Below are 16206 nucleotides of genomic sequence, written 5' to 3'. Positions count from 1 at the left end.
AGTTTTTAGATAAAACAATTCGTACACATAATATCGTCGCCAAGAATATCAACAAGGGTTGTTCCTTTATTATTCCCCTTATTTTCCTGTTGACGTCTGATTATATCAAGTTTTATTTGGCGGATACGTTCTGGTTTTATTAAGTCTGCAAGACTTTCATTCTGATTCCAGGTATATCCATCTTTTTCAAATTCCATTGCTTGTTTGTATAAGTCAGGATGTTGTTCATAAAGCCAAATCCATTCTATTTTTTGTTGAAAGAAACAGAAGTAACACCCAGAACGGCTACGGCAATAAGTACCTTTCTCACCATCTACCTCAAATGGAATTTCTTCGTAATAGGCTGGAACACCCACTCCACTATCTCGTAAGAGTTTAAAAATGTCCTCTTTTACTAGAATATCTGTATTATCAAGAAGAGGAAAATCTTCCAATTTACCTACAGGATATTCCGTTGTTTTCAAAAATTCAAATACTGCATGATTAAATAATTTTGTATCATAATCAAGTAGAGTATTCATTTTCTTTGAATAATAGAACTGTTTGGTTATTGGTCTTTTGACAGTTTCTATGATTTCTTTTTTTAGAAATCCATCAGGACAAAGTCTTTCATAGATAGACACTATTTGGTCTAAATTCTCCTTATGTAGAAACTTGTTAACGACATCAATACTCCAAATATTTTTTCTAAAGGGAAATATTGCTTGAATATTAGGATTATTAGAGATAAAACCATCTCTGTTTTCGTCACCGCGAATACCTACATAAGAAATGGCTAAATCATTTCCTACAAATTCTTCAAGTTTTTCGAGTTTCATTTTCTTTGTGCACCAACGCGATTGTGGAGAAGGTAAAAAGCCACCCATCGCTTTTAAGAAATGATGAAATGGTGTAGGTTCCGGACTTCCCTCTGCAGCTTTTAGTTTTTTTATCTTTCCCAAATAAGCTTCCAATTTATCTATAAGGGCATCAGTCTCTGCCAATTCACATCCTGTATCTGAATTGTAGTATTCAATATTCAGGTTGGGATACTTTTGTTTTAAGTAAATTGCAAGAGCAGCACTGTCCTTCCCGCCCGATATGCCTAATATATGTCTAATTTTCATTTGTTTATTTTTTTATTTAGTACAGCAAGAAGTGTACATACATCAATATTATTATCACCAGATAAAATCTGATTTATTTTTTCTTCAAGTTTCACAGCACGCAATTTATCTTTTTCTGGTAAAATATAAGTTTGCGTTCGTAAATTTATCCCTCTGTTTGTAACCATATCAAATGAGTATGCTTCATCTTTGTTTATATCATCAGTCTTACGAGAAATATCAGCATATTTTTCACATTCACGGAACAGATAAATTAAATCATCAACCAATTTATCTTCTTGTTCATCTCGTAAAGAATCCAATCGATGCTCTAAGACAGTGTAACAAATAGATTGATACCAAAGTGTTCTATTTTCATATTCAGTCATAACATGATGATAAAATTCCTTTTGCTTTTCTGTCAGTAAATAGACTTTAACACCACGTAGCTTTTTCTGTATCTCCGATACATATTCATTATACTCATAAGACTGTAATCCCAAACTATCTACCAATCTTTCTTCTATTCTATCTAATAACTGAGTATAACAAGAACGTAATTCTCGAATTGCTTTTTGAATAATATTTCCGTATTCTTCAATGAAATTTTTTTGTTTCAAAGAAGAACTATCGTATCCCAATGCTTCTGGCAAATCTTCAAAGAATGCTTTTTCTGGATCTTTAGCTGTTGCTAGAATGTCTCTGAACCTTATAGTTGACTGGTGGGCGAATTTGCGAGTATATTTTGAATAATCGTTCAACTGCTTATAGAAGAATAAAAATGGTTTTATTGTTTCAATAAACTTATCGCTCTTAATATTAAATTCGTCACCAAGATTGACAAAACGTCGATACTGGTTGAAAAAACTTAATTTTACTCCATCTACAGCAAAAGCTTTTATCTCAAAATCGGAAGGATGTTTTTGAAGCAATTCAAAAAACTCTATATTTACATTAGGCATATATGCTCCCATAGAAATACTATATAGAGCGTAATCCTGTCTTTTTATGAAAAGATACGTGGGGACCCAGAAATCGATAAATCCTTGCTTTAACTTATAAGGTTGAGAAGATAATATTTTGATAAGTTCTGATATTTTTCTAGCCTTATGCACAGAGGTTTGCAAGAAATTCTCACTAGCAGTCCAAAGTGACATAAAATTGGGATCACTGGGAACATCCGAAAATTCTCCATTTACATGAAGCCCTGTATTTTTTAACAGTGAGAAATAGATGGTTTTCTCTGGGGGATATTTGTCTGCATCAAATCCCAAATTAATTTCTGTACTATGTTCGATAAGTGCTCGTAGGAAATTCTTACGAGCTGCAGAGATTGTTCCACTTAACTTTTGTTTATTAAAAAGCTCATTGTTCATTATGGGTGTTTCGCTATATACTTTATCACAAACAGTAGAAAGCAAAACATTAAAATCCCTGTGAGAATTGACTTTCTGTTTTTCCCCTTTGAAAATCCATGTTACACGATTTTTATAGGCAAATAAATTGTCACTTATGGCTTTATTCAATAATATCTCTTCATACTCTTTCAACTTTGTAATTTCATTTACAGCTACTTGATCTCCTTTATCAATGAGCACTTTATCAAGAATATATTGATACTTTCTGATATTATGTAGGTGGTCTAATATTTCGTCCGTATTATTGAAAAATGCAAATATTAATGCATGTTTATTCTCCGCACTAAATTTCATAATCTGTTCCAGAGCATTTTTCTTTGAAGAAAAAATTAGTTCTATATAACCGTCTGTGTCTCCGGTTGGTACAATATCTAATGGCTCCTCAAGAATCTCATAATCAAAAAAACGAGGTGTTCCTCGATGATAATAATGGGCTTTTACTGGTGAAATTCGTTTGTTGAAGAACAAATTTAGGTCATCAATAAACACAATAGGCCTTGAAACGACAACTCCAGCTTTATCTATTTCTGCTTCTAGGTCCATATCTGTGCCTTGAAATAGCATAAGTCTTTGCTTATAACTAGCATACCTGATAATTTTAAACTGAATTAGTTTGTTAATTATAAGTTCTGCATTAGGTATATTCATCGCCCAATAAGCGTATTCTGCCATTTGTTTTTGTGTCAATTTAAAACTGGCGATACTATATAGGTTTAAAAGTCCTATAGCTTTAATTATAGCTATAGCATCCTGCATTTGATTTTTAGATTCCCAATCTAATCCCTCAACACGCTCTATGGATACTTGCATAGAGCTCCAAGACATTGAATCGGCATTTGCATCTTTTAGATATGAATAAAAATTATACACAATATAGTCGTATACATTTTGCAAATTAAATGTAGAATTATTATGAGGTATAAAGTCTAAAAATGAATTAACTCCTTTAGAAAAAAGGAATGTGAATAATGACCGTTCATTCTGTCCATATCTTGTTATTGCAGATGTTATGGAGTAAGCCGAAAACATATCTAATGGATATAATTGTCGAGCTGTTACGTTAGAAATAGAATTTGATATAAACCCTGTTTCCTTTGCTAAATTATACAATTTATCAGTGTTACTTCCAATTGTTATTTCTTTTCTTTCTTGAATTTGTTTCGATGCAAGATATAAGATTTGCTCTATTGGTTCAACAAAAGTAATTTCTTTAAAACGTCCTTTTACTTTTGTCCACTCATTTTTCTGTGTTTCTGTTAATTCTTTTGCATACGAACTAAAATTCTGATGGAGGGTGGTCAATAAAAGTATTTGGTTAGACTGAACATTGACGAATTCTGCAAATTTTTGCATAAAGTATAATTCTTGTTCTGGATTATTTTTGGCTGCATGTTCCAAAACTTTACCGAATTCGTCTATGGCAATCAAAAGAAACTTATTTTGTGCTTTAAGCTTGTTATGGTATTCTTTCAACTCATCAAGAATACTATTGTCATGTCCTTCTATTCTTAATTTTCTTCGAAGTAATGTTGATAATTCAGTATAATCACCTACTATGTTTAGAATCTCATAATCTTTTGTGAAAGAAAGATTATGTGGATTAAACAATCTCTTTTGTTTATTGTTCTTATCTAGGTCCGCTTCAAAAGCAAGCAAAAAGCTTGATTTCCCTGTTCCGTAAGAACCTATAATTGTAAAAGCATGAATGCCAGATTGGAAATCATTTATTATGCTTTGAACGGCTCTTTGAGTATTAGGTGTTACTATATATTGTTCCTTTTCAAAAGAACTGTTCTCTATGTTGGCTGATAATTTAAATGTTTTCATAATAATCATTTAATACCGTAAATGGTTCAATTTCGTTTGTGAACTGCATTTGTCGAATGCCTGCTACATCACTATAAGTTACATAATTGGAATATCTTTCAGATATGAGTTTCAACATTTCAATAGTTTCTAAATCTGTCATACAAAATATCAATCCCAATGTTTGGAGAACATCATACGGAATTGTATTGTCCTCTCCTTTCATCTGTAGTAAGCCATAAAAGAATATTTCAGGTGCTACTTGTCTTTTACCCTCAATATTAAAAAAATATTCTTTTTTATCTTCTTTATTCTCTTTATGCCTAATTAAATCAAGATCTATCAACAAAGATGAGAAATCTTCATTAGTATATGAATTCTTACGTGGTAAACAATAGTTTTGTAAAAGAACACCAACATCCTTTTTAACTGTGTTTGAGTTAAAGAAGTTCTCCTTGCCTTCTTCTCTCAATCTTCTTTGAATACTATCCACAACTTGGTTTCTCTCAAATTGTTTACGTTCTCTTTGGAAATCTATAAAAAACATTTGATATAATGATGCTTCCCCCGAAAATATAAGGGTAAAATGGAGCAGCCATAATGATGCTAAATCTTCTAAAAAACGATCACGGCCATGCTCATCATTAAAAAGATATTCTCCCAATTGTGTCATTCCATTATTATCATATATCCCAAACACTTTAAGCCAGTACTTTATAGAAGATACCATATTTTTACCAACCCCTAAATCTACAACAGCATTAGGCGAATTGAAATCTTTTTCTTGTATTACAAAATCATAGCCCTTTTTTAGCCATAAAGACTTGCAAGGAAATGATTCATGTCCTGAGAATGTATATTTTAAAGCCATATAATTCTATTATTTATCATATTAATTATTTCGTTAAAACTTTCACAGAATCTATATGTTTTTTGTTTAGTAATTTTTGCAACTCAACATTTAATAGTTTTGATATTTTGATTAATGTTTCTATGTCGGGCTGCGCAGTGTTAGTACACCACTTTGGATAGTAGAAGGATTCATTCCCAATTGTTCCGAAAGCCATTTATTGGTATATTTTTTCAACAATCACTATTTTTATGCGATTTACATCTGACATTATTCAAAATATTTATCTGCATGCAAATATAATGATTTGTTTTCACCTTAAAGCATAAAGTGCCTCAATTTATTTGGGTATGAGGTTCTTGATTAGCATTTGTGGTAATTAGTTTTGATATTACTTTTTAGTAAAACACATTCTATAGTAGTAATGTTTAGTCTGGATTAAAAATTGATTGTTAATTATATTTTGATATACTGATAAATAATATTATTTTTATTCTACTTTCATTTTCTTTCTCCACCTCTGAAACCCTCTCATCAAACTTTCCTCTTCCACCGACTCCGCCATATCATACTTTACCACAAACTCATGCATCGACTTTATATACATCACCCCATTTTTGAACTTATTTTCCAACAGAAACGAATAAAGCTCCGCTTTCATTTCCACCTCAATTTCCTTTTCAATAATAAAGATACTGTCCTGACCGAAATAATTATAAACTTCCGGATTCTTGCCCTGTCTTGGGCTGGGAAGAACAAAAGTGATATTTCCAGTCTCTTTCCAGGAGACGCCTTGTGGATGAGGAACGGATAATTGATGTAAGAAGTGATAAATGGGAGTGAGGTGGGAGAGGTGGATTGGGATGGGGAGCCTTGACGGTGGATTGTTATGCGATAGAAGTTCTAAACTTTGTCCGTACCGGACATACATATACCTCGCCAGATATGGCTTGATGGCAAACGTGACTGTAACCATGGGATTTGAATTTTGAATTGTTGAAATTTGTTGTATACTGATTGCCGCTTCGTGCGGCAGATTCCGCCGTGTTTGTTGGAAAAAATCCCATGGGTTACGGGGACGGAATTCTAATTCGGTAAGAAGTTGAAATTCAAATGGTTACAAATGCCGGTTTTTCCTTTAAAACCAACGGGCCGTTCCTTTAAAAGGAACGACCCGTTGCACACCGAGGAATGACCTCTTACTTTTAAAGGAACGGACAGCTCCCTAAAATCCATAGTGCAAAGCTATGCCTAATATTCTGATTTTTCAAAAGGAAGAATAGCGGTAATCTTTATATTATGTAATGAAATATCATAAATGGTATACATATCTAATTTATGCGTATGTATATTGGAAATATGTAATAAAAATATACTAATTGCTAGAACGTGTATTTTAACTATATTTATCAGATAACTATTCTTAAAGTGGAAAAACTTTTTATTCCATTTCTTGTTTCTTGCGTAACAGGCGGAAAAATAGTTCTGATAAGTAAGGTGAACTTCGTACTTTTACGTCTCAAACAAAAAAAGCAAGATATGATAACATCAGTGAAACTTATGCTGAATAAGAGCAGGATATTGAATAATGGCAGTTATCCTTTAGTATTTCAGGTGATCCACAATCGGAGAAAAAAGTTACTGTATACAGGCTACCGGGTGAAAGAGGAGGTGTTTGACGAGCTGGAAGGGAAGATTATGAATGGAGTAAGTTCTACTTTTACGGCTACAGAGGTCGTGAAAATGAACCGCGAGTTACGGAAGATGCGGAATCGGATTGATACACGGATCAGGCAGCTTGAGCGGACAAGGGAAGAATTTACAGTGGAGGATATTCTGGCTCAAAATGCTTTTGGTACAGGAAAACCACAGTTTTATTTATTGCGATATATCAATGCGCAGATTGAGCGTAAGCAGGAACTGAAGAAAGTGGGGATGGCTGCGGCCTACAAGAGCACCCGTTCGTCGTTGGCAAAATTTATAGGTCGCCCTGATGTGCGGATGTCAGAGGTTGATTTGGCGTTCGTTAGGAGATACGAGGATTTCCTGTATAGTAACGGCTCTTCTGGAAATACGGTAAGCTATTATCTGCGCAATTTGCGCTCTTTGTATAACCAGGCGGTAACGGACGGTTATCATCCTCGTGGCGAATATCCGTTTGCGAAGGTACAGACCCGCCCGGCGAAAACGATGAAACGTGCTTTGTCACGGACGGATATGCAGAATCTGGCGGACTTGAATTTGGAGAATGAACCTGAACTGGAGTTTGCCCGCGATCTGTATCTGTTCAGCTTTTATGCGCAGGGAATGGCTTTTGTTGATATTGTCCTTTTGAGGAAGAGCGATATTTGCAATGGTGTGCTGACTTATTCCCGTCATAAGTCGAAACAGTTGATTCGCATAGCGGTGACTCCGCAGATGCAGGGCTTGATGGATAAATACAAGACGGAAAATGAGTATCTTTTTCCGATCATCAGCGGTGAATATGCTTCGGGATACCAAAAATACCGTCTGGCGTTAGGGCGTATCAATCGCCATTTGAAGAAAATCGCTGTTGTAGCTGATATTAAAGTACCGTTAACGACATACACGGCACGCCATACCTGGGCTACCCTTGCCCGTGACTATGGAGCACCAATTTCTGTGATTAGTGCCGGACTAGGGCACACTTCGGAAGAAATGACACGCGTCTATTTGAAAGATTTCGATGTATCCATGCTTAATCAGGTGAACAGCATGGTTACAAATTTATCCAAGTGAAATGAAAATTTGTAATATAATCCGTTGAAAATTAGAAGATATAATATTTTTATTTATCTTTGCGGTATTGTAATCTATTCCGTAATAGAGATTATATTAAAATCTCTTTGTTGTTTTGAACTATTTCACGCTGCAAAGTAAGCTTATTTTTTTATAATATAAATTGTCATAAAGTACATTTTTTTATTCATTTTGTACACGTCGCGTGGTTATCCTCATAAATAGGGCTGTTTTCAGTCTGGCAGCGTTCCATTAACTGTTTGGCGGTACATCCGAAATATAGTTTGCAGTGACGGTTGAAGTTACTCTGCGAATCAAATCCCAATTCTTCAACGGCGTCTTTTATACATACTCCCGGTTCGGTCATTTTTTCGAGTATCCTTTGGTTCTTTTGTTTCAGCATCCATTGTTTGGCAGTCATTCCGAACACCTCGTTGAATTTGGAAAAGAAGCGGCTTCTTCCCAGGTTCGATAGTGAGATGAGCTGTTCTATATTATCCACTTTGGTATGGTTGCGCATGACAAAATCCTTGAAGTCCATTTCTTTTCCGATGATAGGATGAAGCAGGGTTGCAATCTCCCGCTTTTCATAAAATCCGCGCAGGAGAAAGAAGAATTCCCGTTGCATCAGGGTGTGCAGGTGAGCACAACTCATCCCGTTCTTGATACAGTGGGTTAACACTTCGAGGAATGGTGCCAGCGGGTAGTGTATTCTAATCGGTGAAAAGTCATATTCAATGTTGTCGCAAACGTCTGATAAAGATTGCAATATGAGCTTGTCACAGTTTCCTTCGGGTATATCGAAAAACATGGAGAGCAGGCTTGAACCGTTTTCTCCAATTCCCTTCAGCCGGGAAGAACGTGGGATGAGTATCATCTCTCCGGCATGAAACAGTCTGTTGTGGAACTGGTTGCAAGTTATGGTGAAATCACCTTTCAGGAAGAATAGAAGATAATTCTTACTTGTAGTGTCTTCCTCAAATTCTGTGTTCTTATTGAACTCAAGATACTTGAATCCGGTTTCAATCGTTGTCATGTAGTTTTGGCATGACAGGTGTTCTTCGATGTACAGCAATTCGCTTTTCATAAGTTTTGTTTCCATGGCAATAACTGTTTTGATTGTTTGGTCTGTTACCTATCTGTTTGTTTCACAATTGTTTCAGTATCTGTATTTTTAATGAATTATATATCAGAATATTATTTTCTGTTTTGTTTGCTATGATTCATTTTATCATGATACTGAAACGTTATATGGGTGCTTTATGTGATATAAGTCATTGTTAATTAGGTTTTTATTGTTTGTATTCTTTTGTTTCATCTCTATTACGGAATAGAGATGAAACAAAAGCAATTATAAATAATAAGACGACATGAAGAAATATCTATGTTTAATCGGAGTCTTGGGAATACTACTTTGTAATACGGGCAACTCTTACGCCCAAAAGGTTGCAGTAAAGACTAATTTGCTTTATGACGCTACTACTACAATGAACTTGGGGCTGGAAATAGGTTTGGGCAAGAAATGGTCTCTCGATTTATCCGGAAATTATAATCCCTGGAAGTTTGATGATGAAACGCGCCTGCGCCACTGGGGCGTACAGCCGGAACTTCGCTACTGGCTTTGTGAGAAATTCAACGGTTATTTTCTGGGTCTGCACGGACACTACGCCAAATACAATGTGGGCGGAATGTCATTTCTAAGTGATAATATGGAACGTCACCGCTATCAGGGGCATTTGTGGGGCGGCGGAATATCCTACGGTTATCAGTGGCTGCTCGGTAACCGCTGGAGCATGGAGGCTGTACTTGGAGTCGGATATGCGCGGTTGGATCATTCCAAATATCCTTGTGCCACATGTGGAACCATTCAGAAAAATGAGAAGAAAAACTACTTCGGCCCGACAAAAGCTGCAGTGAGTATCATATACATTATAAAATAGGCTAATGATGAAAAGAATCTGTATATACGTGACCTTGGGACTGCTAGGCGCAGTTTCCGCCCATGCCCAGGAGATAAATATCGGACAAGCCATTGCCCGGAAAATAAGCGATGACAAAGTGGAAGTCTCATTTAATATGGATTGCAGCACACTGCGGCTTCCTTCACGCCGACAGATGATAATCACTCCTTTGATAATCAGCCGGTCGGAAAACGATACGCTCGCCCTGCCTTCAGTCTGCATTGCAGGCAGAAACCGTTATCGCATGAACAAGCGGAAAGAAAGTCTGTATGGCAAAGAACCGGCTGCGGGAGAGGGACAGGAAATGATTCGTTTTAACAGGAAACGGGATATGTTATTAGAATATAACGAAACAGTTCCGGCACAGGAGTGGATGTCCGGAGCACGTGTCGAGATATTCCGTGAATTACAGGGATGCGCAGGTTGCGGAGAAGCACTGGGTAATGCTCCCGTTGCGGAGCTTCCTTTATTCAAAGAGGTAGTGGAACGCCCGAATTTGGAAATAATGGTGGCACAGGCAGAGGAGAAACGTCGTTCTTTCACCCGCAGCGCATATCTTAATTTTAAAGTGAACCAGTCGGCATTGCTTGCCGATTATATGAATAATCCTGCCGAACTGGCTAAAATCCATTCGTCCATTGATTCTATCCGTGAAGATGATAACTATCGTATTGCCCGGATTAAGATAGTGGGCTACTCATCGCCGGAAGGCAATTATGACACCAATGCTCGCCTTTCCGAACAACGTGCGAAAGCGTTGGTACAAAACCTGAAACATGCCTATAAGCTGGACGACAGTATGATAGAATGCCGTTCGGTGCCGGAAAACTGGGAGGGACTAGCTGCATGGTTGCGCGAATACCGTCCTTCCTATATGCAGAAAGTACTCGATATTATCGGGCAGATTCCCGAACCGGATGCGCGCGACGCGAAGATAAAGGCTATCGACGGCGGAAAAATCTATAATGCCTTGCTGCGGGAGGTATATCCGAAGCTGCGCTTAGTGGAATATACAGTCAGCTATACGGTGGTTCCGTTCTCCGTGGAGCAAGGGCGGGAAATAATCAAGACGCGCCCCGACAAAATGAACCATAACGAAATGTATCAGGTCGCAGTCAGCTACGGTGAAGGTTCGGACGAATACAACAGGATTATCCGGATGATTGCCGACCGCTTTCCGAGTGACAGGATGGCTAACAACAACGCCGCTATCGTAGCATGGGAAATGGGAGATTATGATGCGATGCGGATGTACCTGAAACGTTTGGAAGGTATAAAAACTGAATAATATAATCTGAAACTTATACTTAGTAATTAACATTTTAGTATTCATTAAATTTTAAAACAATGAAATTGGACAAATCTTTTTTAACGCTGTTTGTCGGACTGGCGATGGCAGCATGTAGTAATGATGAAGAGATGGCAACCGGCGGACAAGACCAGTTGCCGGTAGACGGCAGGGAGGCTTATATGTCCGTATCTGTGACAATGCCTAAAAGTACGGGAACACGTGCTCCGGGAAAAGACCATGGCAGTGCGGAAGAACAGAAAGTAAACGAAGTGCTTCTCGCATTGTTTGATGCGTCGAATGTTTGCTTGGAAACAAAGACATTGGGTACAACCGACTATATCTTGAATGTAGGTGGTGCTGATAAGTCAGGATATGCCGGAAAGGCATTCAAAGTACCTTCCGCTACCGCCAAAGTACTGGCAGTAGTCAATCCGAGTGGCAAGTTCAAGGCTGCCTGTGTAGCTTCAGCTCCCTGGTCTGTCATCAATGGTGCTGTGGAGCAGACACTTGATGAAGTGATTGGAGCATCAAAGGACAACTTTATGATGATTAATGCCGGCGACAATACAAACCCTACTAACGGAGCATTGGCGGAAGCTAAAGTAAAAAAGGTTGGCGACGCGGGTATTTCTGACGTTGCTGCCGCGATAGCCGCAGCCGAAACTGACCGTTCAAAGATTTTTGTAGACCGTATAGTTGCTAAAGTTTCTTTAGGAACAAATCCGGCCGGCGTCATAGTTCCTGCCGGAGTGACCTGTACATTCGGTAACTGGGCATTGAATGTAACCAACAAGAGCATGTTCCCATATTCTGAAATAGTAATGCCTGCCGGAGGTTCTGCTGATGCAGATTATAGAATTGACCCGAACTATGAAAAGGCAGGATTCAATGTGTCGCAGTTCAACTACCTGAAAGTATCTGATAAAGGTGTTTTGCCTGCTGACTTCTCTCCCATGACAGACAGCAAATACTGTCTTGAGAACACAATGGATCATGACGCGCAAACCCAGGCACAGACTACGGCTGCCGTAGCAAGTGCGGTTTACACTCCTAATTCATTTACTGTGGGCGAAAGCTGGTTCCGCCTTTTGGGTGTCACTTACAAGACATTGGCTGATTTGCAGGCAGTATATAATGCTGCGGCTGCTGGTACACCGGATGCGGCACAACAACAGATAATCGATCTTTGTGACCAGTTCTATGCACGTATTGCCAAAGCCGCCACTGCACAAGAAAAGACTGTCGGTGCTGATTTTGCCTCTATTACTATTGCTGAACTGGACGGCCTTAAGAGTGGTGGCGAATACTCCAAACCTGATGCAAAAGCCGGTGAAACCGTAGGTGTGGAATACTTCCAGAAAGGCGTATGCTACTATAACATCCTGATTCGTCATGATGACGAAATCACTGCATGGATGGCACATGGTAAATACGGTGTCGTGCGCAACAACTGGTACACATTGACTATCAACAGTGTGAAGCAACCGGGTACTCCCTGGATTCCTGACAAGACAGATCCTACTAAACCTACAAATCCGGGTGAAGACGATGATGATAAAGAAGCATATCTCTCTGTAAATATTACAGTTAACCCATGGACTACTTGGAGTCAGGGAGTGGATTTGTAATGACTGATATATCGGGCTAAAATAACAATTAAAATTATAAGAAGGCGTTATGATACGGCGCAGTTTGTCTTGTGACGCCTTCTTTTTTCTTTCTTTTCATTTTTTATTCAGCCGGCGGAGGCTTATTTCCGTGAATCAAGACCTTGATATGAAAAACTTGATAAAAACAGGTCTTGCCATACAGACAAGTTTTAAGACTTGTCCACTAAAGCAGATTATTCCGAGAAAAGCACAAAGGCGCTTTTCCACACCATATATGAAATTAGAAAAAATAAATAGACCCATAGATTATGAGAAAGATAATGAATACAAAAGGTGCCGTCCGGCAGATAAGTTATGGAAGTTGCTTGTTATTACTGCTTGTACTCTTTTCTTGCACATCCATAGATGAGACACTGTCGGAATGTCAGTTATATGTTAGTTTCCGGTATGACTATAACATGGAGTTCACCGATGCTTTTGCGGCTCAAGTGAATCGTGTCGATGTGTTTGTATTCGACAAGGATGGCACGTTTATCATGAAGAAGAGTGAACAAGGGAAAACTCTGGGCAGTGGCAGTTACCGTATGCAGTTACAACTGCCAATTGGGGAATACCGGATAGCTACGTGGGCGGGAATGAGCGATGCCTTTGAAATGCCGGAACTGGTTGCCGGAAAATCGACACTGGAAGATTTGACGGTAAAAATGAAACGGGAAGAATCCTTGATACATAATAAAGTTTTGGAGCCTCTCTGGTATGGTGAGGTACAGACCGTAAACTTTACCGGCAAACAGGAACAGACGGAAACGGTCTGCCTGATAAAGAATACCAATAAATTCCGCTTTATTCTGCAAAAGTCCGGTCCGGGAGAAGAACTGGATATGAATGATTGCCTGTTCGAAATCCGGGCGGACAACGGATATTACGACTGGAATAATGACTTGCTGGATGACGACATGATTAGTTACCAGCCGTATCATCTGGAAAAAGTGGAAGATGTGGGCATTGTGGCAGAAATGAATACCATGCGCCTGCTCGAACATAAGAAGGTATACCTGACGCTTACACGCAAGTCGGATAGTAAGGAACTGATGAAGGTTGACCTGATACCTTACCTGCTGCTTACTAAAATGGAAGGGCACAATATTCCGGCACAGGAATACCTCGACCGTCAGAGTGAGTATGCGATTGTCTTTTTCTATAACCCGGAATTATTGAATTTCCTTTCTACTAAGATTATGATTAACGGCTGGACTATCTGGCTGAAAGGCGAAGATCTCTGATAAATAAACAAAGATTGATGAATATGAGATATAAAGGCTGTATATGGTGGGCGTGGTTGCTGTTGTTCTTGTTTTCCTGTACGGAAAGCGGACAGACAGTCGATCCGCTAAATCCCGGAGAAGTACGGATGAGCATGAATATCAGCACACGTGCCACGAGTGACCCGGAAGTGTTGAACGCGAATGAAACCCGCATCAGCCGGCTACGCATCTATGTTTTTGACGGCACGTCACTGGATAAGATGTATTACTGGCAAGGGCTTTCCGCTATTGACGGGACTTATACTACTCCGGTTTTTACGGTGAAAGCTGCCACCGGGAAAACATTGTATGCCATTGTAAACGAACCTGTTGACCTTGATACCCGTGCTATATTGGAGTCTGTGGATCATCCCAATGACTTGGTGGACGTACAGTATCAAATGGCGGACTACTTATCCACAAGAACCAATGTGGTGGAATACACTAAAGACTACTGTCTTCCCATGTATGGAGAACTGGCAGGAGTGGACGCGGCGGAGGGAACGACGCAGACAGTCAACATGCGTGTAGACCGTGCTGTGGCACGTGTGGATGTTTATATGCGGAAGGAGGCAAAGAACTGGGAGGAGGTCTTGATGCCTACCACATTGGTTGTGACTGGAGTTTCCAAGACAGGATTCGTATCCCCAAAAAGAACAGGAAGTTATGCGTCTTCCGTTCTCAATCTGTTATCGAGAAAGAAAGTCAGTGAGATCCCTGAAGAAACTTCTCCTGAAGACAAGGGCGTGCTGGCTTACTCGTTTTATATTCCGGAAATGGAGTGTAAAAACAATAAATTGAATATCGGTTTTGATGATTACGATATGATAGAGTTGGGTGTGGATTCGGATAATTCCGGCAAAGCGCCTTTGGAAAAACTGGAGCGTAATCATGTTTATCAATTACTGTGCCGGTTCATGCAAAAAACAGTCTATTTGGATATAAACTTGACAGTGTGTCCGTGGATAGCGTTAGAACCCCAAGTAGAAGAAGTGAACGATATACGTATAACAAACTGTTATGTGGTATCGCCCGGCGGAAGGGTGCACATTCCCACTGACGGGGTGTACAAGGCATGGGCACAAATGGATGAATTTGAACGTACACCTATTCCCGATGGTGAGGTTACGGCCGAAGTACTTTGGGTAGATAGAATAGGGGTAGTGCCGGCTTCCGGAGTGAAGGTTATGAATGCGGAAAAACGTGATAAAGCTTATATCAGTGTGGAAACGGAAAATCAGTCTGGCAATGCAGTGATAGCGATGAAAGTGAATGGAAAGATTTACTGGAGCTGGCATATCTGGTGCACAGACTATGATCCGAATTTAGAAGAGGGACAACAAGAGTTTAATGGTTATACTTGGATGGATCGTAATTTGGGGGCAACATATAATAACTATGATGAGAAGCAGGGAGGAATTGAGTCTAAGGGATTTCTATATCAATGGGGGCGGAAAGATCCGTTTCCACCAGCTAAGGGTTGGCTTTATACGGAGCCTGAAGAAGAATTGTATAGCGTCACTGGCGAAATTAAGCCTATTGCTAAAATTAGTGTATCTACGTCGGATATTAATAATATACCGGGTTCAGTGAATAATCCGATGGCATATTATACAGCACCCTCACAACTCCTCTGGTTTTCGTACTCTACCAAGTATCCTTATTTATGGAATACGAAATCTGGAAAGAAAACGATTTTTGACCCTTGTCCGGATGGTTGGAGAGTTCCTGCCGGCAAAGATGGCATATCTACTCCATGGGAAGATTCTGGTCTGGAGCAGGTTTTCTATGAAGAAAGATATGGTGGCGGATTTGCTGGTAGGAGTGATATTTATTATCCTGCAGCAGGATATAGATACGGGAGGACTGGGGAGCTGTCAGGATCCTTGGGGCAGGTTGTTATGCTTCGTGCAGGAAACCTTGGTCGAGATATGAAGTGTCGGAACATGTGTCTGTATTGGACAGAACGTATTCACGGTAAGGGTGAAAGTGTTATTTGGGATGAAGCGACTGCAGGTGCTGTACGTTGTGTGAAGGAGTAAAATGGAGGTTACATCTATGACGAATAAAATGGTAATAGGATATAAGTTGGCTTTTATACTGCTTTTATTATCTTCATGT

11 protein-coding genes and 1 pseudogene are annotated in these 16206 nt (G+C 39.0%); 6 read left to right on the top strand and 6 right to left on the bottom strand.

What is annotated here, in order from left to right:
- Positions 1 to 5 precede the first annotated feature (5 nt).
- The 5 genes and pseudogenes from AB5443_RS04070 to AB5443_RS04050 form a co-directional block, all read right to left on the bottom strand.
- The gene (locus tag AB5443_RS04070) at positions 6 to 1106 is read right to left on the bottom strand and encodes a phosphoadenosine phosphosulfate reductase (protein WP_087317859.1); all 1101 of its coding nucleotides are present in this window, start codon (positions 1104 to 1106) and stop codon (positions 6 to 8) included.
- Positions 1103 to 4330 carry a hypothetical protein gene (locus tag AB5443_RS04065; protein WP_277134062.1) on the bottom strand — a complete coding sequence of 1076 codons (3228 nt, stop codon included), beginning with the start codon at positions 4328 to 4330 and terminating at the stop codon, positions 1103 to 1105. Before AB5443_RS04065 ends, AB5443_RS04070 begins: the two co-directional genes overlap by 4 nt.
- The gene (locus AB5443_RS04060; protein WP_277134064.1) at positions 4317 to 5180 is read right to left on the bottom strand and encodes a DUF4007 family protein; all 864 of its coding nucleotides are present in this window, start codon (positions 5178 to 5180) and stop codon (positions 4317 to 4319) included. Before AB5443_RS04060 ends, AB5443_RS04065 begins: the two co-directional genes overlap by 14 nt.
- 25 nt (positions 5181 to 5205) lie before the next feature.
- Positions 5206 to 5430, bottom strand: a pseudogene (locus tag AB5443_RS04055) (helix-turn-helix transcriptional regulator).
- Positions 5431 to 5649: 219 nt separating this feature from the next.
- Positions 5650 to 6135 (bottom strand): hypothetical protein, encoded by a 486-nt coding sequence (locus AB5443_RS04050; RefSeq protein ID WP_277134066.1) that lies wholly within the window; start codon positions 6133 to 6135, stop codon positions 5650 to 5652.
- Positions 6136 to 6698: 563 nt separating this feature from the next.
- Between AB5443_RS04050 and AB5443_RS04045 the strand changes: the two genes are divergently transcribed.
- Positions 6699 to 7919: a site-specific integrase gene (locus AB5443_RS04045; protein WP_277134953.1), complete on the top strand. Its 1221-nt coding sequence runs from the start codon at positions 6699 to 6701 to the stop codon at positions 7917 to 7919.
- A gap of 187 nt (positions 7920 to 8106) precedes the next feature.
- On the opposite strand, the gene AB5443_RS04040 is transcribed toward AB5443_RS04045, so the two are convergent.
- On the bottom strand, positions 8107 to 9021 hold the full coding sequence (locus tag AB5443_RS04040; protein WP_277134952.1) for an AraC family transcriptional regulator: 915 nt from the start codon (positions 9019 to 9021) through the stop codon (positions 8107 to 8109).
- A 268-nt stretch (positions 9022 to 9289) separates the two neighbouring features.
- On the opposite strand from AB5443_RS04040, the gene AB5443_RS04035 reads away from it, so the two are divergent.
- The 5 genes from AB5443_RS04035 (at position 9290) to AB5443_RS04015 (ending at position 16127) form a co-directional block, all read left to right on the top strand.
- Positions 9290 to 9859: a DUF3575 domain-containing protein gene (locus AB5443_RS04035; RefSeq protein ID WP_277134951.1), complete on the top strand. Its 570-nt coding sequence runs from the start codon at positions 9290 to 9292 to the stop codon at positions 9857 to 9859.
- A gap of 4 nt (positions 9860 to 9863) precedes the next feature.
- A complete protein-coding gene (locus tag AB5443_RS04030; RefSeq protein ID WP_277134950.1) occupies positions 9864 to 11168 on the top strand; it encodes a DUF3868 domain-containing protein in 1305 nt (434 codons plus the stop codon).
- Between the two features lie 59 nt (positions 11169 to 11227).
- Positions 11228 to 12799 (top strand): Mfa1 family fimbria major subunit, encoded by a 1572-nt coding sequence (locus AB5443_RS04025; protein ID WP_277134949.1) that lies wholly within the window; start codon positions 11228 to 11230, stop codon positions 12797 to 12799.
- Positions 12800 to 13089: 290 nt separating this feature from the next.
- Positions 13090 to 14064, top strand: a complete 975-nt coding sequence (locus tag AB5443_RS04020; protein WP_368114315.1) for a FimB/Mfa2 family fimbrial subunit — start codon at positions 13090 to 13092, stop codon at positions 14062 to 14064.
- 17 nt (positions 14065 to 14081) lie between these two features.
- Positions 14082 to 16127 (top strand): fimbrial protein, encoded by a 2046-nt coding sequence (locus AB5443_RS04015; RefSeq protein ID WP_277134947.1) that lies wholly within the window; start codon positions 14082 to 14084, stop codon positions 16125 to 16127.
- Positions 16128 to 16206 lie beyond the last annotated feature (79 nt).

Source organism: Bacteroides sp. RTP21281st1_H5_RTP21281_210402, assembly GCF_040918965.1.
GTDB classification, from domain to species: Bacteria; Bacteroidota; Bacteroidia; order Bacteroidales; family Bacteroidaceae; genus Bacteroides; species Bacteroides congonensis.
The sequence above is the reverse complement of the archived record's forward strand: the minus strand, read 5'-3'. Positions and strand labels throughout refer to the sequence as shown.

What these genes read in the sequence shown, in the direction of transcription:
- AB5443_RS04050 (WP_277134066.1), bottom strand. Translation starts at nt 6,135, where the DNA reads ATGGTTACAGTCACGTTTGCCATCAAGCCATATCTGGCGAGGTATATG.
- AB5443_RS04030 (WP_277134950.1), top strand. Translation starts at nt 9,864, where the DNA reads ATGATGAAAAGAATCTGTATATACGTGACCTTGGGACTGCTAGGCGCA.
- AB5443_RS04060 (WP_277134064.1), bottom strand. Translation starts at nt 5,180, where the DNA reads ATGGCTTTAAAATATACATTCTCAGGACATGAATCATTTCCTTGCAAG.
- AB5443_RS04035 (WP_277134951.1), top strand. Translation starts at nt 9,290, where the DNA reads ATGAAGAAATATCTATGTTTAATCGGAGTCTTGGGAATACTACTTTGT.
- AB5443_RS04045 (WP_277134953.1), top strand. Translation starts at nt 6,699, where the DNA reads ATGATAACATCAGTGAAACTTATGCTGAATAAGAGCAGGATATTGAAT.
- AB5443_RS04070 (WP_087317859.1), bottom strand. Translation starts at nt 1,106, where the DNA reads ATGAAAATTAGACATATATTAGGCATATCGGGCGGGAAGGACAGTGCT.
- AB5443_RS04025 (WP_277134949.1), top strand. Translation starts at nt 11,228, where the DNA reads ATGAAATTGGACAAATCTTTTTTAACGCTGTTTGTCGGACTGGCGATG.
- AB5443_RS04020 (WP_368114315.1), top strand. Translation starts at nt 13,090, where the DNA reads ATGAGAAAGATAATGAATACAAAAGGTGCCGTCCGGCAGATAAGTTAT.
- AB5443_RS04015 (WP_277134947.1), top strand. Translation starts at nt 14,082, where the DNA reads ATGAATATGAGATATAAAGGCTGTATATGGTGGGCGTGGTTGCTGTTG.
- AB5443_RS04065 (WP_277134062.1), bottom strand. Translation starts at nt 4,330, where the DNA reads ATGAAAACATTTAAATTATCAGCCAACATAGAGAACAGTTCTTTTGAA.
- AB5443_RS04040 (WP_277134952.1), bottom strand. Translation starts at nt 9,021, where the DNA reads ATGGAAACAAAACTTATGAAAAGCGAATTGCTGTACATCGAAGAACAC.